This is a genomic window from Rhizobium herbae, assembly GCF_019511375.1.
GTDB classification, from domain to species: Bacteria; Pseudomonadota; Alphaproteobacteria; order Rhizobiales; family Rhizobiaceae; genus Pararhizobium; species Pararhizobium herbae_A.
The window spans coordinates 449944-470501 of the sequence record NZ_JAEUAO010000001.1 but is presented as its reverse complement, the minus strand read 5'-3'; the positions used below and the strand labels follow the sequence as shown (position 1 = coordinate 470501).

The following is a 20558-nucleotide window of genomic DNA, read 5'->3' as shown; positions in this document are numbered from 1 at the left end:
TTGTGTCAACGGACTGAAATCAACGCGGACGCTTTTTTTCCATTTTCACGACAGGCACGGGTTTTTTTGGCGCGGAATGCGTTAGATATCTCTGCGCGGTTGTTGCTGCATCCGCGATAGGAAAATTCAGTACGGGCCTGTTTGATGACCGCGCAAAAGACCATTTCGACCACGTTCCGCATCGCCGTTGCCCAGCTCAACCCGGCTGTCGGCGATGTCGCCGGCAATTTAGCGAAAGCACGCGAGGCGCGCGCCGACGCGGCCCGCAGCGGGGCCGACCTGCTTCTCCTGACGGAACTCTTCATCTCGGGCTATCCGCCGGAGGATCTGGTCCTGAAGCCGGCCTTTCTCAAGGCATGCCAGAAGGCGGTCGATGCGCTTGCCGCCGACACGGCGGATGGCGGGCCGGGTGTCATCGTCGGTTTTCCGCGCCAGGGCGAAACGGGGCGCCACAACTCTGTCGCCGTTCTCGACGGCGGACAGGTTCTGGTCGTTCGCGACAAGGTCGATCTGCCGAATTACGGCGAATTCGACGAAAAGCGGGTCTTTACCGAGGGCGCGATGCCGGGACCGGTCAATTTTCGCGGCGTGCGGCTCGGCATTCCGATCTGCGAGGAAATCTGGAACGACATGGGGATCTGCGAAACGCTGGCGGAAAGCGGCGCAGAAATGCTGCTCGTGCCCAACGGTTCGCCCTATTATCGCGGCAAGATCGACGTGCGCCACCAGGTCGTGCTCCGCCAGGTGATTGAGACCGGCCTGCCGATGATCTTCGCCAATCAGCTCGGGGGCCAGGACGAGCTGGTCTTCGATGGCGCGAGCTTCGCCTTCAATGCCGATCGGCAGCTCGCTTTCCAGATGAGCCAGTTCGAAGAGGGCATATCCGTCTCCGAATGGAGCCGGACCAGTGAGGGCTGGGTTTGCCCGCAAGGAATGATGTCGCGTCTGCCGCAGCAGGAGGAGGCGGACTACCGCGCCTGCATGCTCGGCTTCCGTGACTACGTCAACAAGAACGGGTTCAAGAACGTCGTGCTCGGCCTCTCGGGCGGTATCGACTCGGCGATCTGTGCGGCACTTGCGGTCGATGCGCTCGGTGAGGAGCGGGTGCGCACGGTGATGCTGCCCTACCGCTATACGTCCTCGGATTCGTTCAAGGATGCGGAGGAATGCGCCAAGGCGCTCGGCTGCCGCTATGACGTCGTGCCGATCGAGGAACCGGTGCAGGGCTTCCTGGGCGCGCTTTCGGAGATGTTCGAGGGTACGGAGCAGGGCATCACCGAGGAAAACCTGCAAAGCCGCACCCGCGGAACCATCCTGATGGCGCTTTCCAACAAGTTTGGTTCGATGGTGGTGACGACCGGCAACAAGTCGGAAATGTCGGTCGGCTATGCAACCCTTTACGGCGACATGAACGGGGGCTTCAATCCGATCAAGGACCTCTACAAGATGCAGGTCTACAGCCTGGCGCGCTGGCGCAATACGACGGTGCCGCCCGGTGCGCTCGGTCCCTCCGGCGAGGTCATCCCGAAGAACATCATCGACAAGGCGCCGTCGGCAGAACTGCGCCCGAACCAGACCGACCAGGATTCACTGCCGCCCTATCCGGTGCTTGACGACATTCTCGAATGCCTCGTCGAAAAGGAGATGAGTACCGAGGAGATCGTTGCGCGCGGCCATGACGAGGCGACCGTGCACAGGATTGAGCATCTGCTCTATATCGCCGAATACAAGCGCCGCCAGTCGGCGCCGGGGGTGAAGATCACAAGGAAGAATTTCGGCCGCGACCGCCGCTACCCGATCACCAACCGCTTTCGCGACCGGTAAACGAGGAAGCAGGAGGCGACATGCGCAGTTCGGTCGAAATCCATACGCTTGAGACCGGCGAAAGCCGGGTCGTCTGGCAGACGGAACAACTGGTCGAGGCGCCGAACTGGTCGCCGGACGGACGGTCGCTCGTCATCAATGGCGACGGGCTGCTCTACCGGCTGCCGCTTGCGGGTGGCGAGCCGGCGTTGATCGACACCGGCTTTGCCCGCACCTGCAACAACGACCACGGCATCTCGCCCGACGGCAAGACGATCGTCATCAGCGACAAGACGCAGTACGGCGCCTCCACCATCTATACGCTTCCGGCGACGGGCGGCCAGCCGAGACAGATAACGCAGAACAGGCCGTCCTACTGGCACGGCTGGTCGCCGGATGGAAAGACGCTTGCCTATTGCGGTATCCGCGACCAGGTGTTCGATATCTACACGATCCCGGTCGACGGCGGCGACGAAACGCGACTGACCTTTGGCGAGGGCCGCAACGACGGGCCCGACTACAGCCATGACGGCGAGTGGATCTACTTCAACTCAAGCCGGACGGGGCGCATGCAGATCTGGCGTGTTCGCCCGGACGGTTCGGATGTCATGCGCATCACCGACAGTGAATTCGGCGATTGGTTTCCGCATCCGTCGCCCGACGGAAAGCACCTGCTCGTGCTGTCCTATGACGGCGAGGTCTTCGACCATCCGCGCGACCTTGACGTGCGGCTGCGGTTGATGGATCCCGACGGTGGCAATGCCCGCGTCCTGTTCGAGCTGTTCGGCGGGCAGGGCACCATCAACGTGCCCAACTGGTCGCCCGACGGCAAGGCGTTCGCCTTCGTGCGGTATCAGCCGGTGCCTCGAGAGGTATAAAATACGCCTTTCGGCGGTTGTGTCTGACCCTTGTACGCAATCATTCCTGATCCTATTGTTTCTAAAACAGGGGAACGGGAAATGCCCATTCATCACCGAGTGGCCGTACTGATCGATGCGGAAAATGTGCCCGGAGATTTCGCCCCGCCCGTTCTGCGGGAAGCCGGCGCATATGGAGCGACGGTGACACGCCGCGCTTACGGCGATTTTGCGCAAGGAAGATGCTCAGGCTGGCTTGTGGCAGCAGCGCCCTATGCGGTCGACACCATCCAGGTTTCAAGCCCGAACAAGGCCAAGAATTTCAGCGACATTCGCATGACGATCGACGCGGTGGAACTGATGCTTGCCGACAGGGTTGATGTTTTCTGTCTTGTGTCCTCGGATGGTGATTTCACGCCACTTGCCATCTATCTGCGTGGAGCCGGCAAGCTTGTCGTGGGCATCGGCGCGAAGCCGGCATCCGCATCGTTTCGTGAAAGCTGCGATGCGTTCCACATTGTCGGCCAGCAGGCAACCGCTCCGGCTGCAACAACCTCGAAGCCTCCAGCGAAACCGCGGGATCAGCCGGCCAAGCAAATGATGTCGCTGCCACTTTTGAGCAAGGCCTTCAAAAGACTGGGTGCTGGCGAAGGCGACGGATGGGTTTCACTTTGTGCGCTGGGAGTGGCGCTGCGCGAAGTTGAGCCGAACTTCACAGTGAAGTCGTATGGCTCAGCCGGTTTGAAGAAGCTTCTTCGTCAGGAGCCGTCGCTCGAATTGCAACGACATCGAGAGATTGACGTCGTCCGCGTGAGGCCCGGGATCGCAATGATGTCCGCGTCCCTTTCTTAAAGGCCGCATCGCCCGCCTGTGCCAATCATGGCCATGATCGCGTCGGGCGATCTAACGAACCCTTGCAGCTATGTTGCGCGGAGTGATCACTTCCACCGCCGGGAGGTGGCCCGTATAGTCAGGCCATCGAACGGCATCCGGCGGAGGAAAACGATGAAAACCGACGATGCCTGGAAACAGCGGGCGGACCGGGTGTGGCTGACGCAATCAGCCTGCGATCTGGAGGATTTCCGACGCGAGGTGGAGCGGACGACGCAGATTGGCGACTATCCACACGCAGCGGGCGTCGAGAAAAAGAAACTGACGGCAGCGCAGCCGGCATGGCAGACGTCCGGCCAGTTTCCGGGCGGACGTTTTTGACGAATCAACTGAAAACGGAGGAAACGGAATGAGCAAGGATTATGGCCGCCTCGACGGCAAGATCGCTATCGTGACCGGCGGCACACAGGGGCTTGGGGCGACGATTGCGACCCTGTTTGCCGAACGGGGTGCCGCGGGCATCGTCATCTGCGGGCGCAATACCAGGAAAGGCGAGGCCAAGGCGGCCGAGATCGGCAAGGCGACCGGCGCGAAAGTAATCTACGTGCAGGCGGATCTCGGCGAGGTGGAGGATGCCCGCAAGGTCGTCGCGGCCTGTGACGCCGAGTTCGGCCGTGTCGATGCACTGGTGAATGCGGCTGCGATTACCGATCGCGGCACCATCCTCGATACAAGCCCGGAACTGTTCGACCGCATGTTCGCCGTCAACGTGCGTGCGCCGTTCTTCCTGATGCAGGAGACGATCAGGATCATGCGGCGGGAACATATCGAGGGTACCATCGTCAATATCGGCTCGATGTCGGCCAAGGCCGGCCAGCCGTTCATCGCGGCCTATTGCGCCTCCAAGGGGGCGCTGGAAACGCTGACCAAGAACACCGCCTATGCGGTGCTGCGCAACCGCATTCGCGTCAATGGGCTCAACATCGGCTGGATGGCGACGGAAGGCGAGGATCGCATCCAGCGCGAATTTCATGGCGCGGCCAGGGACTGGCTGGAAAAGGCGGCGGCGAGCCAGCCCTTTGGCCGGCTGGTTGATCCCGCCGAGGTGGCGCGGGCCTGCGCCTATCTGTCGTCGGCGGAATCCGGCCTGATGACCGGCTCTGTCATCTGCTTCGATCAGTCGATCTGGGGCGCTTACGACGGCTCGCCGCATCCGGTTGCCGCCCTGTAAGTCGTATTGGCGGGCCGCTTGCATTCGGCGGCCCGCTATGCCTTTATCACGACAGTTCAGGTGCCCGTGAAAACGGGAGAATCGGGAATTCGGCGAAAATCCGGAACGTGCCCAACGCTGTGACGGGGACTGTCTTGCTACATTGAATTTCTGAATTTTTTCAGAAATGTGCCACTGAATCCTCGCGTGATTTGGGAAGGCGGCAAGACGGGTTGATCCGCAGTCAGAAGACCGGCCTGACGAGATAGACCAGCCCCGCGCGGACGGCGGGAGGTTTCGCATTGTTGGGGAGCAAACGATGCAAATGGAACCGCAAGACCGCCTTGTAAGGGCGGAGGCATTTTCACCGGACGAGCGCGCCGCCGTCTATCGCGTCATCGAAACCCGCCGCGACGTGCGCGATCAGTTCCTTCCGACACCGCTGCCGGACGATGTGATCGCGCGGCTGCTTGCCGCCGCCCACAGCGCGCCATCCGTCGGCTTCATGCAGCCATGGAACTTCATTGTCGTGCGCGATGAAGACAGGCGCCGGAAGGTGTTCGAAGCCTTTCAGCGGGCCAATGAGGAGGCGGCGCTGATGTTCGAGGGCGCCGCACGCGACACCTACCGCTCGCTCAAGCTCGAGGGCATCCGCAAGGCGCCGGTGAGCCTGTGCATCACCTGCGACCCGACCCGCGCCGGCAAGGTCGTTCTCGGCCGGACGCATAATCCGCGCATGGATGCGTTTTCGACGGTTTGCGCGGTGCAGAACCTCTGGCTTGCCGCGCGGGCGGAAGGTGTGGGGGTCGGCTGGGTCAGCATTTTCCATGAACAAGACGTCAAGGCGGTGCTCGGCATACCCGATCACATCGAGATCATTGCCTGGCTTTGCCTTGGCTATGTCGATCAGCTCTACGTGGAACCCGAGTTGGCCGTCAGGGGCTGGCGGCAGCGCGTGCCGCTCGACGAACTGGTCTTTGCCGATGCTTGGGGCATCAAACAGGGCGCTTGATCAGTTGGTCTGCTGCGGCTGGTATGCGGGGCCGGTCGGATGCTTCAGGTCGATCGACGATTCCTGAGGCAGGAAGCGCGGTCCGACAACGCGTACCCTGGTGTTCTGCGGGTCATAGGGACGGTCGGCAATCGTCGCCTTTGCCGGGGCCTTGTCAGCCTTGCGGGTCCGGATTTCAACAACGCCGCTGGCATCTGCCGGCGTGCTCTGATGCGTTACGGCCTGCCGGGCGGGTGCACAGCCGCACTGGCCGGGTTTGCCGAAGTCCCGTGTCTTATAGGCGAAAGCCGTCGGCAGCTCGCTGTAAGGCTCGCCCGTCGACGCCGAGACCATCTGATCAGTCTCTTCGGTCTCAAGCGCATGGTAGTAGAGCGCTGTTTGCGCACCCGGGCATCGGCGCTGGCAAGCCTCGGCATCACGCTGGAAATCGGCGGGCGTGGCGCTCGACGAGATCGGGAAGAATGCGCCGTCGCAGGTGCGAACGCACAATGTCCGCAGGCTGCCGCCATAGCCATCGCCCGGGTCGGTAATACCGGAGAAATCGGCACCGTCGCGCAAGGCCGGGTCGCTGCCGCTGATCGGCGGCAGGTCTCTGAGGATGTTGCGGTGGATTTCGGGTTCCGCCGCCGCCGCTCTCAGGATCTCGTCCTGCTCCTCGGCGCAGCGATTGACCTCGAGGGCATTCATGATCCGGCGACGGCTGATCTCGATGTCACCGCCGGCGGCGACATGGCGGCGGGCCTTCAGCGTTTCGAGATCCATCTCCATCCGATCGATCAACGAGTCCAGACTTGCGCAGGCCTCGTCGTTCGGGCCACCGACGACAAATACGCTGCCGGAACTGCATCCAAGACGTCGCCGGTCGCTGCGCGCCTTGCGCAGTTCGAGATTCTGCCGTGAAATGGCCGCGGCATAGTCGCGCAGATTGGCATTGGAGGCGACGACCTTCGGCAGATTGGACAGCCGCGCATTCAGCCGTTCGCACACCCTCGAGGCGTCGGCCGTTGCCGCCATGACCAAAACAAGCGGAGCGATGAGCGCCGCGAAGCGAACCGATCGGAAAATCACTGTTTTCTCTCGTCTGAGCGAAGTGGCAATCCAGCGGGCGCGGGCTTTCCGCGCTCCCAGCCATGTGCCTATCATACCGCCATTCGAAAGAGGCGCAACGCAGTCTGCTCGCCAGCGTTAACGCCAGCCCGAGGAACGTCCGCCGATGTGGCCGGAGAGCCGCGGTTGCCGCCCTCCGGGGCCGGCGTCAGGCCGCGCGAGCGTGTTCGAGCGACATCGGCCTTTCGAGAACCGATCCACCGATTTCGGCAACGGCTTTCATCGTCTCCAGCAGTTCGGTCGTTACCTCCCAGGCGACGGCGACGGCATGGACCGAACCGATGCGCTGCGGTTCGCCGATGCGCTCCCCCGGGCAGCCCATGCGGCGGAACATCCGCTCCAGGAAAACGTCCGTTACGGTGACGATATGGCTGAGGCCGGAGGACAGTCCGAGTTCTCCGACACCGCACATCAGCTCCGCCGCGGCGATGGTTACGTGGTTGGAGCCACGATCCTGCGAGATCGTCGGATCGATGCAGAATCGGCTGGATTCCCAGATGGCGGCGCTGCGAATCTCCGGATTGTCGCCGAGCAGGATCGGGAAGGTGTCGTCGAGCATGTTCGGCCCCAGTGTCGGAAGCAGCCTCAGCGCGCCGCGCAGCATTCCTGTCTCGTCCGAATAGGACAGGACATAAAGCGGGTTGGCGTCGTCGTAGTGGTCGATCTCCCAGTCGCCGCGTACCGACACATCCCATTTCAGCAGATCGTGGAAAACACGCTTGCGCAGCCTGAACATGGCGTCGATGTCCTGGGGAAACTGTTTGCGGCTGTTGCGGTTAAAGATCCTGATCATTTTTTTGCTCCTGTAATCGCCAATGCGAGGGGCAAATGCTGTCAGTGATCGGCGGCCGGCAAAACTGTCGGTAGTGACAGGTTTCGGATGCACGTCGCTATATGGTGAAATCCAGTGCGTCCTTTTGGACGCACTGAGGTGGCGATTCCGGCTTGGGGAAGGGATGGGGAGCGGCCTGGGAGACGCTCATCGGTCGCGTCAGAATGTCGGTATAAGATCGCGCCGGACGGCCTGGGCGACAGCCTGGGCGTTGGAGACAACGTTCAACTTGCGGCGGGCATTGGTCATGAAAAAGCGCACGGTGCGTTCGGAGATGCCGAGTATGGTACCGATTTCCCAATAGCTTTTGCCGGCCGCTGCCCAGCCGAGCACTTCCGTCTCCCGATGTGTCAGTGTCTTGTCGCCGTGCTCGGAGAGGTGGTCGTCGTTTTCCAGAAGGGAGGCATGAAAAAGATTGGCGAGCAGCTGGAAATCACGCAGATGGCAGCGCCGATAAGCCGGCCACTCTTCTGCGGGCACATCGGCGTGGATGGCGAGAAAGGCGAGGCGGCGCGTCGGTGTCGCGAGCGGCAGGGTCACGCCGTCGGTCCCAGCCCCGAGCCGCTTCAGCGCGCGAAAGAGCGGTTCGCTTTCGGGGTGAAGCTCGCGGGCGGTTGCCCAGTCCACCGGCCTGACCCCACTCATGATCGAGCGAAGGACCGGATCGATCCGCAGAAATCCTTCATCGAGATAGGTTCTGACCGCGCTGACGCTGAACGTATGGTGGAGCCTGTGCACGACGAAGCCCGATGTTAATATATCAACATCGGCGTAAAGTAGATTTGCAATACTGAAAGTGCTGCGCATCAGGGCGAAAAACCGTTTTGCTTCAACGAGTTTCTCGTTTTCCATAATGTCCAGCAGGTCAAAGAACGCCTGTTGGTCAGTCATGTTGCAAATACCCTGTTATTTAAAGGTATTTTACCATGATAACTGTTTATACTCTTTGTCTAGCGCAATCTTTGGTTAACGGAAAGTTTCCAGGTTTTTCAACGTAAAGTTGTGTTTTTGAGCGGATCCATTGTGTCGATCGAGCCGGGTGTGGTCCGGCTCAATCGATCTGCCTCACGCCGGATGCGAGGCTTCGACGACCGCGAGTGCCGCCATGTTGACGACACCGCGCGAGGTGACGGATGACGACAGGATGTGCGCTGGCAGGGCAGTACCGAGAAGGATCGGCCCGACATGCAGGCTGTCGGTCATGGTCTGGACGACACCGAGTGTAATGTTGGCGGCATCGAGATTGGGGAAGACGAGCAGGTTGGCTTCGCCGGTCAGCGTGGTGTTTGGCATCACGCGCTTGCGCAGGATCTCCGAAATCGCAGAATCACCGTGCATTTCGCCATCGGCTTCAAGGTCCGGCGCGAGCTCGCGCACCATCTGCATCGCCTTGCGCATCTTGGCGGCGCTGTCGGAATCCCTCGATCCGAAATTCGAATGGGAGACAAGGGCTGCGCGCGGCGTGATACCGAAGCGACGGATTTCCTGGGCGGCCATGACCGTCTTCTGCGCGATCTCTTCGGCCGTCGGGTCAAACGTCACGTAAGTATCGGTAAGGAAGGTCGTGCCGCGCTGCGAGATCAACAGGCTGAGCGCCGAGAAGTCGAGCACGCCTTCACGTTTGCCGATGATTTGAGAAACGGCACGCAGATGGGCGCTGTAGCGGCCTTCGACGCCGCATATCAGCGCATCGGCTTCGCCGCGCCGGACGGCCAGAGCCCCGATGACGGTCTGGTTGGTTCTGACGATCGTGCGGGCAGCCTCCGGAATGACGCCGAGGCGACCGACCAGCGAGAAATACTCGTCGACATAATCGCGGAAGCGCGGATCGCCTTCCGGATTGACGACCTCGAAGTCCGTGTCCGGCCGGATGCGCAGGCCGTAGCGCTTCAGCCGTGTCTCGATGATGTGCGGACGGCCGATCAGGATCGGCCGTGCCGTGCCGTCCTCGAGCAGCACCTGGGCTGCGCGCAGCACGCGCTCGTCCTCGCCTTCGGAGAAGATTACCCGATTCTTCTGGGCGTTCTTGGCGGCGGCGAAGATCGGCTTCATGATGAAGCCTGATCGGAAGACGAAGCGGTTGAGCTGGTCGAGATAGGCGTCGAAATCGTTGATCGGCCGGTTGGCAACGCCAGTGTCGGCGGCAGCCTTGGCGACGGCCGGCGCAATGCGCAGGATCAGCCGCTGGTCGAACGGCGAGGGGATCAGGTAGTCCGGACCGAAGACCGGCGTTTCGCCGGAATAGGCGCGCGCGGCGACGTCCGACGGCTCTTCGCGGGCAAGCGCTGCGATAGCGCGCACGGCGGCCATCTTCATTTCCTCGTTGATCGTGCGGGCGCCGCAATCGAGCGCGCCGCGGAAGATGTAGGGGAAGCACAGGACGTTGTTGACCTGGTTGGGGAAGTCCGACCGGCCGGTGCAGATCATCGCGTCGGGACGCGCAGCGCGGGCAACTTCCGGCATGATTTCCGGATTGGGGTTGGCAAGCGCCATGATCAGCGGCTTCTCGGCCATCTGCACCAGGAGTTCCGGTTTCAGGACGCCGGCTGCGGAGAGCCCGAGGAAGACGTCGGCACCGGCGATACTGTCGGCGAGCACCCGGTTTGCACTATCCTGCGCATAGATCGACTTCCACTGGTCCATCAGCACTTCGCGGCCGACATAGACGAGGCCTTCGAGATCGTGAACCCAGATGTTTTCGCGCCGCGCGCCGAGCCTGACGAGAAGGTTGAGGCAAGCAAGGGCCGCAGCCCCTGCGCCCGACGTGACGATCTTTGCCTTGGCGATATCCTTGCCGGCGAGTTCAAGGCCGTTGAGAATGGCGGCGGCAACGATGATTGCGGTACCGTGCTGGTCATCGTGGAAGACCGGGATGTCCATCGTCTCGCGCAATTGGCGCTCGACTTCGAAGCATTCCGGCGCCTTGATATCCTCAAGGTTTATGCCACCGAAGGTAGGTTCCAGCGCTGCCACGACATTGACCATCTGGTCGATTTCGGGTGCATCTATCTCGATATCGAACACATCGATGCCGGCGAACTTCTTGAACAGGACGGCCTTGCCTTCCATGACGGGCTTGGAAGCGAGCGGGCCGATATTGCCAAGGCCGAGAACGGCCGAGCCGTTGGAAACGACGGCGACCAGGTTGGCGCGGGCCGTGTAGTCGGCGGCCGTGGACGGATCGTCGCGGATGGCGAGGCACGGGGCCGCGACGCCCGGCGAATAGGCGAGTGCCAGGTCACGCTGGTTGCCGAGCGGTTTTGTCGGCTGGATCTCGAGCTTGCCGGGGCGCGGATAGCGGTGGAAGAAAAGCGCCTGTTCGTCGAGCTCGCCGCTTGCTGGAACCGTTGGGGTCTTGGCCTTGTCGCCAGTGCTCATATTCGTGAATCCCTACCTTATCGTCGAGGCTCTTTTTGCACGAAACGGACGCCCCGTACAGTTTGGAACTGCCCGATTATCCCTGGTTCTCCGCGACAGCCGTTTCAATCGAAAAATGACTATCCACCGTCTGTCATTCTCCTGAAACAAGAGTCTGTTTTTGACAGGGGAAGAGAGGCCCGATAGATCCGCGAGGCAGCATGACCGAGAAAGAGCAAGACCCGCCCGTCCGTCGTTTCAGGACCCTGTTCATTTCCGATGTGCATCTGGGATCGAAGGCTGCCAAGACCGACTATCTCCTGGATTTTCTGCGGGTCACGGAAGCCGAGACGATCATCCTCGTCGGCGACATCGTCGACGGCTGGCGGCTGAAACGCAGCTGGTACTGGCCCCAGTCGTGCAACGATGTTGTGCAGAAGCTGTTGCGCAAAGCCCGCAAGGGCAGCCGCATCATCTACATACCCGGCAACCACGACGAATTCATGCGCGATTTTCCGGGCGTGCATTTCGGCGGCATCGAGGTTGCCCAACGGCATATTCACGAGGGCGCCGATGGCAAGACATATCTGGTGCTGCATGGCGATGAATTCGATGTCGTGGTGCGCAATGCGCGGCTGCTCGCCTATCTCGGTGACTGGGCCTATGACATGGCGATCCTCATCAATGTCGGGCTGTCGGCCGTGCGCCGCCGTCTCGGACTGCCTTACTGGTCGTTCTCGGCCTGGGCGAAGCTGCAGGTCAAGCATGCGGTCAATTTCATCGGCGAATTCCAGCGCGTGGTCGCCGATGAGGCGCGACGCGAAAATGCCGATGGCGTTATCTGCGGTCACATCCATCATGCGGTGATGGAGGATATCGACGGTGTTCGCTATATCAATACCGGCGACTGGGTGGAAAGCTGTACGGCGATTGCCGAACATCACGACGGCACGATGGAACTGATCACCTGGCGTGAGCTGAGCGGCGTTCCTGTCGTTCGCGAGGATACGACCGAGGTCGAAGCGATGATGGCGCGGGCACTTTCGCAACAGGCGGCATAGAAGCGGCGCCGCAACGGCTGTAGGGAAATCTAGCTTCTAGCTTCGTTCGGCGGCGCTGTGATAAATCATGGACGTATAAATCAGGTCCCTCCATGATTCCCTCGTCCCCGCCTCCTTACCGAGAGGTTGCGCCGGCCTATTTCGTGCCGCGCATGGCCTTGCTCTTCTGCGCGCCATTGATCGTCAATGGTTTTGCCATGCCGTATTTTCCGGTATGGCTCAGCACGCTGTCGCTCAGCGATTTCGAAATCGGCATCGTTCTCGCGGTGCCGATGTTCATACGCGTCATTACGGCGCCGCTGGCCGGGCTTCTGGCGGACAGGATCGGCGAGCGGGCCCGCGTGCTGATCTGGTCGGCGATGCTGTCGCTGCTGACGGCGCTGGCGCTGTTCGTGTCCCACAGTTTCTGGTTCGTGCTGGTCATCTACGCGTTGCAGGGCGGGGTCTATTCGCCGTATCTGCCAATCGTCGAGGCGATTGCCCTGACCGGCGTGCGGCGCTGGGGATTCGACTACGCCAGCATGCGCCTCTGGGGTTCCGTTGCCTTTATCGGCGCGACGATGTTCGGCGGCGTCATGATCGGTGTGTATGGCGGTGCCATGGTGTTGCCGGCCATGGCCTGCGCTTTCCTGCTGATGATCCTGTTGACCCTCATTGCGCCGCGCGTCGGCCGGCCGCGGCGTCCCTCGACGCTGACGACGCTGACGGAGCCGCCGCCAAAGGCCTTGCGCAAACTCGACCTGCAAATGCTTCTGATCGGCGTGACCCTGGTCAACGGCAGTCATGCGATGCTGTTTGCCTTCTCGGCGATCTATTGGCAGCATATCGGCTTCAGCGGCACGCAGATCGGCCTGCTGTGGAGTGCCGGCGTCGCAGCCGAAGTGGTGATGTTTGCCTGCGCCAAGGCGATCATCCGGCGCTTCAGCCTGTGGACGATGATCTTTTCCGGCGGCGGCCTTGCGGTCGTGCGATGGATCATCTTCCCGATGGATCTCGGCTTCTGGGGCTATTTCGTGCTGCAGTGTTTTCACGCCTTCACCTACGCGATCATGCATACGGGCATGCAGATCATGCTGGTCCGGCGGGTGCCGGAGGAGCAGGAGGCTTCTGCGCAAGGCCTGTATTTCTTCTATACCGGCGTGTTTACGGCGATCTTCACCTTTGCCTCCGGCTATTTTTACAGCTGGTTCGGCGTTGAGGGTTTCTATTCGATGTCTGCGGTCGCTCTTGTCGGGTGCGGCTCGGTGTTGGCGGCCTGGTCTCTTCAGCCCCAGAGGGCTGCAAGCGGCGGAAAGACCTTGGAGGCTTCGTAAAGCAGGCCGGGCTCCCGGTCGCGGGAAAGAAGCAGCGGGCCGTCGAGATCGACGAATTCGGCTCCTTGTGCCAGCAGAACGGCCGGCGCCATCGCCAGCGAAGTGCCGACCATGCAGCCGACCAGGATCTTCAGGTTCAGGGCGCGCGCCGCGTCCCGCATGCGCAGCGCCTCCGTCAGGCCGCCGGTCTTGTCGAGTTTGATGTTCACGGCATCGTAGAGCCCGGCCAGTTTCGACAGGTCTTCGGTCTTGTGCACGCTTTCGTCGGCGCAAACGGGAACGGGACGGGACACGGACGCCAGCAGGCGATCGTGACCGGCGGGAAGGGGCTGTTCGATCAGAGCGATGCCCTCTCCGGCGCAGACGCCGAAATGATAGGCCAGATTGGCTTCCGTCCAACCCTCATTGGCATCGAGAATGATGGCGCTGTCGGGGGCTGCTGCTCGCACCGCGCGAATGCGGGAGGCATCGTCGGCGGTTCCCACCTTGATCTTGAGCAGCGCCCGATGGGCGTGTCGCTCGGCCTGGGCTGCCATTGCCTCCGGCTCGCCAAGGGAGATGGTATAAGCGGTGGTGAGCGGCGCCGGTTCGGCGAGATCTGCAAGGGCAAAGGCGCGTTTGCCGGAGGATTTCGCTTCAAGGTCCCAGAGCGCGCAGTCGACGGCATTGCGTGCCGCGCCGGCCTTCATGGCGCGCAGCAAGCCTTCGCGGTCAAGGTCCGCCTCGATTTCCGAACGGATCGCTTCGATTTCGGCGATCACGCTGTCGATGGTCTCGCCGTAGCGACCATAAGGCACGCATTCGCCGATGCCGGCAGCGCCGTCCTTTGAAATGCGGCAAGTGACCACAGAGGCCGTTGTCTTGCTGCCGCGCGAAATCGTGAAGCTTCCGGCGATCGGGAAGTGTTCGACGGCAGTGGCAAGCAAACGGGTCATCGGTGTCTCCTGTGGTATCCATAGCGCAGCGACCAACCGTTTGTTTCAGAAACGTTTCAATCGGTGACAGATGGGGCCCGAACGGCTATGAGTCGCTGACGTTTTATCAAATGCAGCCATCTCCGAAAGAGCCAACAGACGTGACGCGTTCGCAAATGAAAACCGGCACCGACGTGCAACTGGACGAGGCGGGCAAGAGCGGAACCCGGATCTACCGGTTCAGCGGCGATTGGCGCAGCGCATCCGTGCATACGATCATGTCGCGGTTGAGCGAGCTTGCTACCAAAGACGGCAAAGCGGCCGAATTCGATCTGAGTGACATCACGGCGATGGATACGGCCGGCGCATGGATCATCAGCCGCCTTATGTCCAGGATAGGCGACGTCAAGCTGACCAGCAACAATCCGCGTTATCTGGAGCTTCTGGGTGCCTTGCCTGACGAATTGCCGGAGCCGGGCGCCGAGCCGAAGCAATTCACCTCCCGTTTCGCGCGCTTCTTTGCCCCTATTGGCGAGGCTGTCTTGTCTGCCTGGGAAGATACCGTGGCGGCGATGTTCATTCTCGGCTCCGCCGTTCGCGGCGCGCAACTGAAGTTGGGACGTCACAGCGGCCTGTCTCCGGCTTCGATCGTCAACCAGATCGACCGGATGGGTGTGCAGGCCGTTCCGATCATCACGCTCATGTCATTTCTGATCGGCGCGATCATCGCCCAGCAGGGCGCATTCCAGCTTCGCTATTTCGGCGCCGAACTGTTCGTCGTCGATCTGGTTGGCATCTTGCAGCTTCGCGAAATTGGCGTTCTGTTGACGGCTATCATGATCGCCGGACGCTCCGGCAGCGCCATCACGGCCGAAATCGGCTCGATGAAGATGCGCGAGGAGATCGATGCGCTGAAGGTGATGGGGCTGAGCCCTATCGGGGTACTCGTATTCCCGCGACTGGTGGCGCTGACGGTGGCATTGCCGCTGTTGACCATCGTCGCCAATTTCTCTGCGTTGACGGGGGCTGCCATCGTCGCCTGGGGTTACTCCGACATTACCTTCGCTACCTTCCTGGCGCGGTTGCAGGAGGCGGTCGATTTCTCCTCCGTGCTGGCTGGCATGATCAAGGCGCCGTTCATGGCGTTGATCATCGGCGTCGTCGCTGCGGTGGAAGGCTTGAAAGTCGGCGGCAGTGCGGAATCGCTCGGCAGGCACGTGACGCAATCGGTGGTGAAGTCGATCTTCGTGGTCATCCTGGTCGACGGCCTGTTTGCGATGTTCTACGCATCGATCGATTTCTGATGGAAGAGGTTTGGCCGGTGGAGCCGAGAGACGACGCAACGATAAACGAGAAAGAGGCGCGCGGCGGAGATGGCGCGGAAATAATTCTGTCCGTGAAAGACCTGACGGTCGGGTTCGGTTCCAATATCGTGCTCGACAAGCTCAATCTCGATATCTATCGCGGCGAAATCCTCGGCTTCGTCGGTGCCTCGGGTACCGGCAAATCGGTGCTGATGCGCACGGTGCTGCGCCTGCTGCCGCGCCGATCCGGCTCGATCAAGATCCTCGGTGTCGAATATGACGAGGTCAGTGAAGAGGAGCGCATGGAACTCGATATGCGCCTCGGCGTGCTCTTTCAGCACGGCGCGCTGTTTTCCTCGCTGACGGTCATGGAAAACATTCAGGTGCCGATGCGGGAATATCTGAACCTGCCGCAGGACCTGATGGACGAATTGGCGCGGCTGAAGATCGACATGGTGGGTCTGGCGCCGGAGGCTGCGGACAAGTTTCCTTCGGAGCTCTCCGGCGGCATGATCAAGCGTGCAGCGCTGGCGCGGGCTCTGGCGCTCGATCCGGACCTGGTTTTCCTCGATGAGCCGACCTCCGGCCTCGATCCCATCGGCGCCGCCGAGTTCGACAACCTCATCGCCAAACTGCGCGACACCCTGGGATTGACGGTGTATATGGTGACTCACGATCTCGACAGCCTGTTCTCTGTCTGCGACCGGATCGCAGTGCTCGGGAAAAAGCGGGTTCTCGTCGAAGGCACGATTGAGGATATGCTGACCTGTGACGACGATTGGGTGAAGTCCTATTTCCGCGGCAAGCGTGCGCGCTCGATTGTCCGTGGCGGCGACAGGAAGGCCTCCTGAGTGCCGCTCATGATTTTGATTGAAGCAAGGAACCGCGCTTGCGGCCTCCTCGAAGGATACCGGTAGCAATGGAAACAAAAGCCAACTACGCGATCGTCGGTTTTTTCACCGTCATGGTCATCTTCGCGGCCTTCGGCTTCGTATACTGGATGTCGCAATACGGGCGCAGCGGCGAGATGGTGGAACTGGTGATCAGCATTCCCGGTTCGGCCAATGGATTGAGCGTCGGTTCTCCGGTGCGGTTCAACGGTATTCCCGTCGGTTCCGTACGCAGCCTGGCAATCAATTCCAACGATCCCCGCTATTCCGTTGCCGTGACCGAAGTCTCTGCGGACGCACCTGTTCTCAAATCAACGACTGCGACCCTTGAAATCCAGGGCCTGACCGGTGCGGCCTATATCGAGCTCAGCGGTGGCAACAAGGGCGAGGAAAACATCCTGCGCAAGGCGCTGGAAGAGGGCAGGTCGGCGCAGATGACCGCCGACCAGTCCAGCGTCACGAGCCTCCTGGCGACAGCCGACAAGATCATGGACCGGGCGAATGCTGCGATCGGCGATATCCAGGGATTCGTCAGGGATGTGCGTGGGCCGCTGACCAGCACGATCTCCAATGCCGACCGCTTTTCCAGAGCCCTGGCAGACAACTCCGATGGCATCGATGCGTTCCTGGAGAGCGTCAGCGCGTTGTCGACATCGATCACGGCGGCGGCCGGCAAGCTCGATTCGACGCTGACGTCAGCCGATGCTCTGGTGAAAGCCGTCGATACGAGAAAAATCGATCATATCGTCAGCAATGTCGAGAAGATGAGCGAGGACCTGCGCGCGGCCTCCGGCGGCGTGGCCGATACGATCGCCAGCTTCCGCAAGACCGCAGAGACCTATGAGCGCCTTGGCCAGAATGCCACCGCGACGCTGAGCCGCGTCGATACGCTGCTTGCGGCGGTAGACAGTCAGAAGGTGAATGGCGTCGTCAACGACGTGTCGGCCGCAAGCGCCGATGTCCGCAAGACGGCCGCCTCCATCAGCGACTTCGCCGAACGGATCAAGGGCCGCCAGAACGACATCGACCAGACGATCACCGACGTGACCCAGATGGCCAACAAGCTGAATGCCGCATCGAGCCGTGTCGATGGCATTCTGGTCAAGCTGGACGGTTTCCTCGGCGATGCCGACGCGCCGTCCCTGTCGGCCGATGCCCGTGCAACGCTCGCCTCCTTCCGCAAGATGGCGGACAATCTGACCGCGCAGATCGGTCCGATCGCCGACAATCTGAAACGGTTCTCCGGCTCCGGGTTGCGGGATGTCGAGGCGCTGGTCACCGAGACGCGCCGGACGGTCCAGAACCTCGATGCCACGATCTCGACGTTCGACAGGGATCCGCAGCGGCTGTTGTTCGGAGGCGAGACCGTCAAACAATATGACGGCCGCACTCGCCGTTAATCTCTGCATGTCGTTTCTGTTTTTGCTTCGATATTTCCCGCTGACTTAGCTCGCGAATCGCGTATGGCTTTCTACACGTCGATTGTGCGTGGCAAGGCTGCAAGCCTTGCCGGAATTCTGCCGTACCTGCGGAGGCTTGGCAGCAATTTGGCTTGTTTTGACCAGATGAGCCTTTACGTTGCTGCTGATTGGCGAAGGATAATGTTTGAAAATGAATTTTCCGGACGCGCTGTTTGGTCGAAAGGCAGGATTGATCCGGGCCTGCACCGTTTTTTTCCTGGCCGCCATGATCTCAGCCTGCGCCGGAAAACCCAGCAACGACACCTTTAGCCTTTCTTCCGCGCCGGTCATCGAGGGGCCGGCGTCTACCGGCAAGCAGATCCTCGTTCCCGAGCCGTCCGCACTGAAGGCGCTCGACGGCGATCAGATCGTTATCCGGCTGTCCGGCTCCGAAATCCAGTATCTGGCCAAATCCCAATGGAGCGACAGGCTGCCAAAAATGGTTCAGGCGAAGCTGGTCCAGACCTTCGAAAATACCGGCAAGGTCGCCGGCGTCGGCAAGCCGGGCCAGGGGCTTGCCATCGATTACCAGGTGATCACGGATATCCGGTCGTTCGAAATATCGACGGATGGCGCCGATACGGCCGTCGTCGAGATCTTCGCCAAGCTCCTTAACGACCGCAACGGTACGGTGACAAAGCAAAAGGCCTTTGCCGCGACGGTTCCCGTGCGTGGCAGCGGGCAGCTCGCTTTCGTCGCTGCGCTGGACGGCGCTTTTGCGCAGGTCGCCGCCGATATTGTTGCCTGGACGCTGACGGCGATCTGATCAGGCGACCGAGATGCTGTTGACGATTTCGTCGACGCCCTCGACGGTGCGCGCGGCTTCTTCAGCTCTTTCCACCTCTTCGATGGTCGAAACACTACCGGTCAGAAGGATCGTGTTTCCCTTGGCGATCACTGAGACATCCGAGGCGTCGAGCCCATCAACCGTTGCCAGGCAATTGGCGACGCGCGTCTCCAGGTCCGCCTGGTCCTGCGGAAAAAACTCTTCCGGCGTTTCGCCGTAAAACGTCCGCTCCTTGAACACCATTACGCCAATCCTCCGAAACAGGGCTAGCAAAACAACGCGCCAGCGGGGCTTTTGTTCGGCCCTGTTCCGTTCGAAACAGCGCAAATGCGTGCCGCATGAGAATGTTGGGTCACTGGATGAGACACACTCATCAGCAACCAACAGAGGAGAACATCATGCGCAAGTTCGTCATTTCCGCCACCGTCGCTGCAATCGCCGCCATCTCGTTCGCCGCGCCGTCCTACGCCGGCCACTATGGACACCATCGTCATCACCACGGGCACTACCATGGCGGCTTCTCGATCGGCTTCTATGACGGCGGCTACTACGGTGGTTACTACGAGCCGTCCTGCTACATCAAGAAAGTGAAGCGCTGGGACCGCTGGGGCAACCTGCGCATCAAGAGGATCAGAATCTGCGACTAAATACGCTTCCCATCAACGAAAAACCCGGCCGTCTGCGCGGCCGGGTTTTTCGTTCGCAGAACCGGACGTATATCAGGGCCAGCGCACCACCGGCGGCAGCGACGACAGGATCGACTCGACATTGCCTCCGGTCTTCAGGCCGAAGATCGTTCCCCGGTCGTAGAGCAGGTTGAATTCGACGTACCGGCCGCGGCGCACGAGTTGCTCGTCGCGGTCCTCCTCCGTCCATGGCTTGTTGAAGTTCGTCCGCACGATCTTCGGGTAGATCAGGCTGAAGGCCTTGCCGACGTCCTGGGTGAAGGCGAAATCGGCATCCCAGCCGCCTTTCTCTTCCTCCGAGTGCAGCCAGTCGTAGAAGATGCCGCCGATCCCGCGCGGTTCGTTGCGGTGTTTCAGGAAGAAATACTCGTCGCACCATTGCTTGAAACGCGGATAGTCGGCAACCGGGTGGCGTTTGCAGGCGATTTCCATGCCCTTGTGAAACAGCATCGTGTCCGGATCGGTCTGTGTTCGGCGGCGATCCAGCACCGGCGTCAGGTCGGCGCCGCCGCCGAACCAGTGGCTGGTGGTGACGACCATGCGGGTATTCATATGGACGGCCGGCACGTTCGGATTGACCGGATGGGCAATCAGCGAAATGCCCGACGCCCAGAACCGCGGATCCTCGTTCGCGCCCGGAATCTGGCTGCGGAATTCCGGCGAGAATTCGCCATGGACGGTCGAGGTGTGAACGCCGACCTTTTCGAAAACGCGGCCTTCCATCATCGACATGCGGCCGCCCCCGCCTGACCCTCCGTCACGCAGCCAGTCCTTCCCGACGAAGCGGCCGGGTTCGCGGTCGGACAAGGGACCCGTGAGGTCGTCCTCGACGGTTTCAAATGCGGCGCAAATCGTGTCGCGCAGGCTTTCGAACCAGGCTTTCGCCTTTGCTTTCTTGTCCTCGATATCCGCGGGCAGTCCCTGCGGCAGGTCCGGTCGTTCCATCGAAATCATCCTGTTTGGCGGGGATCGGGGGTTAAGCCCCGCCGATATGTCGCGATTCTGGGAAAGATCATATTTGTGCCATGCTTGGCAACGGCACCAGGCGGTTTAGGGTCAGTCTGCCACAGCGCATGCGGCTGAAATTCAGACTCGCAAAAACAGGACCATTTCCCTATCTTTGTTCCTGAAGGC

The 20558-nt window shown here is 61.1% G+C and carries 20 protein-coding genes and 1 riboswitch; of the genes, 13 read left to right on the top strand and 7 right to left on the bottom strand.

Features of this window, described 5'->3' with window-relative positions:
• Positions 1-144: 144 nt before the first annotated feature.
• The 6 genes from JNB71_RS02325 (at position 145) to bluB (ending at position 5713) form a co-directional block, all read left to right on the top strand.
• Positions 145-1824 (top strand): NAD+ synthase, encoded by a 1680-nt coding sequence (locus JNB71_RS02325; protein WP_220370224.1) that lies wholly within the window; start codon positions 145-147, stop codon positions 1822-1824.
• A gap of 20 nt (positions 1825-1844) precedes the next feature.
• Positions 1845-2681, top strand: coding sequence for a TolB family protein (locus tag JNB71_RS02320; protein WP_220370223.1), 837 nt, complete (start codon positions 1845-1847; stop codon positions 2679-2681).
• Positions 2682-2762: 81 nt separating this feature from the next.
• The gene (locus tag JNB71_RS02315) at positions 2763-3512 is read left to right on the top strand and encodes an NYN domain-containing protein (protein WP_220370222.1); all 750 of its coding nucleotides are present in this window, start codon (positions 2763-2765) and stop codon (positions 3510-3512) included.
• 153 nt (positions 3513-3665) lie between these two features.
• Positions 3666-3872, top strand: a complete 207-nt coding sequence (locus JNB71_RS02310; RefSeq protein ID WP_220370221.1) for a hypothetical protein — start codon at positions 3666-3668, stop codon at positions 3870-3872.
• A 28-nt stretch (positions 3873-3900) separates the two neighbouring features.
• Complete coding sequence (locus JNB71_RS02305; protein ID WP_220370220.1) at positions 3901-4722, top strand: SDR family oxidoreductase; 822 nt, start codon at positions 3901-3903, stop codon at positions 4720-4722.
• A 41-nt stretch (positions 4723-4763) separates the two neighbouring features.
• Positions 4764-4976, top strand: a riboswitch (cobalamin riboswitch).
• A 44-nt stretch (positions 4977-5020) separates the two neighbouring features.
• Entirely contained in the window at positions 5021-5713 is a 693-nt protein-coding gene (bluB, locus tag JNB71_RS02300; RefSeq protein WP_220370219.1) for a 5,6-dimethylbenzimidazole synthase, read from the top strand.
• Here bluB and JNB71_RS02295 read toward each other — a convergent pair whose 3' ends face one another.
• The 4 genes from JNB71_RS02295 to JNB71_RS02280 form a co-directional block, all read right to left on the bottom strand.
• Positions 5714-6856, bottom strand: coding sequence for a DUF2865 domain-containing protein (locus tag JNB71_RS02295; protein ID WP_431027933.1), 1143 nt, complete (start codon positions 6854-6856; stop codon positions 5714-5716).
• Between the two features lie 112 nt (positions 6857-6968).
• Positions 6969-7613 carry an acyl-homoserine-lactone synthase gene (locus tag JNB71_RS02290; RefSeq protein WP_220370217.1) on the bottom strand — a complete coding sequence of 215 codons (645 nt, stop codon included), beginning with the start codon at positions 7611-7613 and terminating at the stop codon, positions 6969-6971.
• 198 nt (positions 7614-7811) lie between these two features.
• Entirely contained in the window at positions 7812-8543 is a 732-nt protein-coding gene (locus JNB71_RS02285; protein ID WP_220370216.1) for a LuxR C-terminal-related transcriptional regulator, read from the bottom strand.
• A gap of 174 nt (positions 8544-8717) precedes the next feature.
• Positions 8718-11030, bottom strand: coding sequence for an NADP-dependent malic enzyme (locus JNB71_RS02280; RefSeq protein ID WP_220370215.1), 2313 nt, complete (start codon positions 11028-11030; stop codon positions 8718-8720).
• Between the two features lie 200 nt (positions 11031-11230).
• On the opposite strand from JNB71_RS02280, the gene JNB71_RS02275 reads away from it, so the two are divergent.
• Together JNB71_RS02275 and JNB71_RS02270 are read left to right on the top strand one after the other, a co-directional pair.
• On the top strand, positions 11231-12070 hold the full coding sequence (locus JNB71_RS02275) for a UDP-2,3-diacylglucosamine diphosphatase (protein WP_018324648.1): 840 nt from the start codon (positions 11231-11233) through the stop codon (positions 12068-12070).
• Between the two features lie 92 nt (positions 12071-12162).
• Positions 12163-13383, top strand: a complete 1221-nt coding sequence (locus JNB71_RS02270; RefSeq protein WP_220370214.1) for an MFS transporter — start codon at positions 12163-12165, stop codon at positions 13381-13383.
• Here JNB71_RS02270 and dgcA read toward each other — a convergent pair.
• A complete protein-coding gene (dgcA, locus tag JNB71_RS02265) occupies positions 13335-14318 on the bottom strand; it encodes an N-acetyl-D-Glu racemase DgcA (protein ID WP_220370213.1) in 984 nt (327 codons plus the stop codon). The two genes, JNB71_RS02270 and dgcA, sit on opposite strands and share 49 nt — an antisense overlap.
• A gap of 140 nt (positions 14319-14458) precedes the next feature.
• On the opposite strand from dgcA, the gene JNB71_RS02260 reads away from it, so the two are divergent.
• The 4 genes from JNB71_RS02260 (at position 14459) to JNB71_RS02245 (ending at position 18717) form a co-directional block, all read left to right on the top strand.
• A complete protein-coding gene (locus JNB71_RS02260) occupies positions 14459-15601 on the top strand; it encodes an MlaE family lipid ABC transporter permease subunit (RefSeq protein ID WP_220370212.1) in 1143 nt (380 codons plus the stop codon).
• The gene (locus JNB71_RS02255) at positions 15601-16452 is read left to right on the top strand and encodes an ABC transporter ATP-binding protein (protein WP_223215724.1); all 852 of its coding nucleotides are present in this window, start codon (positions 15601-15603) and stop codon (positions 16450-16452) included. Before JNB71_RS02260 ends, JNB71_RS02255 begins: the two co-directional genes overlap by 1 nt.
• A 68-nt stretch (positions 16453-16520) precedes the next feature.
• Positions 16521-17891: an MlaD family protein gene (locus JNB71_RS02250; RefSeq protein WP_220370211.1), complete on the top strand. Its 1371-nt coding sequence runs from the start codon at positions 16521-16523 to the stop codon at positions 17889-17891.
• A gap of 211 nt (positions 17892-18102) precedes the next feature.
• Positions 18103-18717, top strand: a complete 615-nt coding sequence (locus tag JNB71_RS02245; protein WP_220370210.1) for an ABC-type transport auxiliary lipoprotein family protein — start codon at positions 18103-18105, stop codon at positions 18715-18717.
• Here JNB71_RS02245 and JNB71_RS02240 read toward each other — a convergent pair whose 3' ends face one another.
• Complete coding sequence (locus tag JNB71_RS02240) at positions 18718-18981, bottom strand: BON domain-containing protein (RefSeq protein WP_220370209.1); 264 nt, start codon at positions 18979-18981, stop codon at positions 18718-18720. It abuts the gene before it with no gap.
• A gap of 155 nt (positions 18982-19136) precedes the next feature.
• Between JNB71_RS02240 and JNB71_RS02235 the strand changes: the two genes are divergently transcribed.
• Positions 19137-19385, top strand: a complete 249-nt coding sequence (locus JNB71_RS02235) for a hypothetical protein (RefSeq protein WP_220370208.1) — start codon at positions 19137-19139, stop codon at positions 19383-19385.
• Positions 19386-19457: 72 nt separating this feature from the next.
• On the opposite strand, the gene hemF is transcribed toward JNB71_RS02235, so the two are convergent.
• On the bottom strand, positions 19458-20369 hold the full coding sequence (hemF, locus tag JNB71_RS02230) for an oxygen-dependent coproporphyrinogen oxidase (RefSeq protein WP_220370207.1): 912 nt from the start codon (positions 20367-20369) through the stop codon (positions 19458-19460).
• Positions 20370-20558 lie beyond the last annotated feature (189 nt).

Excerpts from the sequence above, each read along its gene's own strand:
- JNB71_RS02325 (WP_220370224.1), top strand. The coding sequence starts at position 145 with ATGACCGCGCAAAAGACCATTTCGACCACGTTCCGCATCGCCGTTGCC.
- JNB71_RS02320 (WP_220370223.1), top strand. The coding sequence starts at position 1,845 with ATGCGCAGTTCGGTCGAAATCCATACGCTTGAGACCGGCGAAAGCCGG.
- JNB71_RS02315 (WP_220370222.1), top strand. The coding sequence starts at position 2,763 with ATGCCCATTCATCACCGAGTGGCCGTACTGATCGATGCGGAAAATGTG.
- JNB71_RS02310 (WP_220370221.1), top strand. The coding sequence starts at position 3,666 with ATGAAAACCGACGATGCCTGGAAACAGCGGGCGGACCGGGTGTGGCTG.
- JNB71_RS02305 (WP_220370220.1), top strand. The coding sequence starts at position 3,901 with ATGAGCAAGGATTATGGCCGCCTCGACGGCAAGATCGCTATCGTGACC.
- bluB (WP_220370219.1), top strand. The coding sequence starts at position 5,021 with ATGCAAATGGAACCGCAAGACCGCCTTGTAAGGGCGGAGGCATTTTCA.
- JNB71_RS02295 (WP_431027933.1), bottom strand. The coding sequence starts at position 6,856 with ATGATAGGCACATGGCTGGGAGCGCGGAAAGCCCGCGCCCGCTGGATT.
- JNB71_RS02290 (WP_220370217.1), bottom strand. The coding sequence starts at position 7,613 with ATGATCAGGATCTTTAACCGCAACAGCCGCAAACAGTTTCCCCAGGAC.
- JNB71_RS02285 (WP_220370216.1), bottom strand. The coding sequence starts at position 8,543 with ATGACTGACCAACAGGCGTTCTTTGACCTGCTGGACATTATGGAAAAC.
- JNB71_RS02280 (WP_220370215.1), bottom strand. The coding sequence starts at position 11,030 with ATGAGCACTGGCGACAAGGCCAAGACCCCAACGGTTCCAGCAAGCGGC.
- JNB71_RS02275 (WP_018324648.1), top strand. The coding sequence starts at position 11,231 with ATGACCGAGAAAGAGCAAGACCCGCCCGTCCGTCGTTTCAGGACCCTG.
- JNB71_RS02270 (WP_220370214.1), top strand. The coding sequence starts at position 12,163 with ATGATTCCCTCGTCCCCGCCTCCTTACCGAGAGGTTGCGCCGGCCTAT.
- dgcA (WP_220370213.1), bottom strand. The coding sequence starts at position 14,318 with ATGACCCGTTTGCTTGCCACTGCCGTCGAACACTTCCCGATCGCCGGA.
- JNB71_RS02255 (WP_223215724.1), top strand. The coding sequence starts at position 15,601 with ATGGAAGAGGTTTGGCCGGTGGAGCCGAGAGACGACGCAACGATAAAC.
- JNB71_RS02250 (WP_220370211.1), top strand. The coding sequence starts at position 16,521 with ATGGAAACAAAAGCCAACTACGCGATCGTCGGTTTTTTCACCGTCATG.
- JNB71_RS02245 (WP_220370210.1), top strand. The coding sequence starts at position 18,103 with ATGAATTTTCCGGACGCGCTGTTTGGTCGAAAGGCAGGATTGATCCGG.
- JNB71_RS02240 (WP_220370209.1), bottom strand. The coding sequence starts at position 18,981 with ATGGTGTTCAAGGAGCGGACGTTTTACGGCGAAACGCCGGAAGAGTTT.
- JNB71_RS02235 (WP_220370208.1), top strand. The coding sequence starts at position 19,137 with ATGCGCAAGTTCGTCATTTCCGCCACCGTCGCTGCAATCGCCGCCATC.
- hemF (WP_220370207.1), bottom strand. The coding sequence starts at position 20,369 with ATGGAACGACCGGACCTGCCGCAGGGACTGCCCGCGGATATCGAGGAC.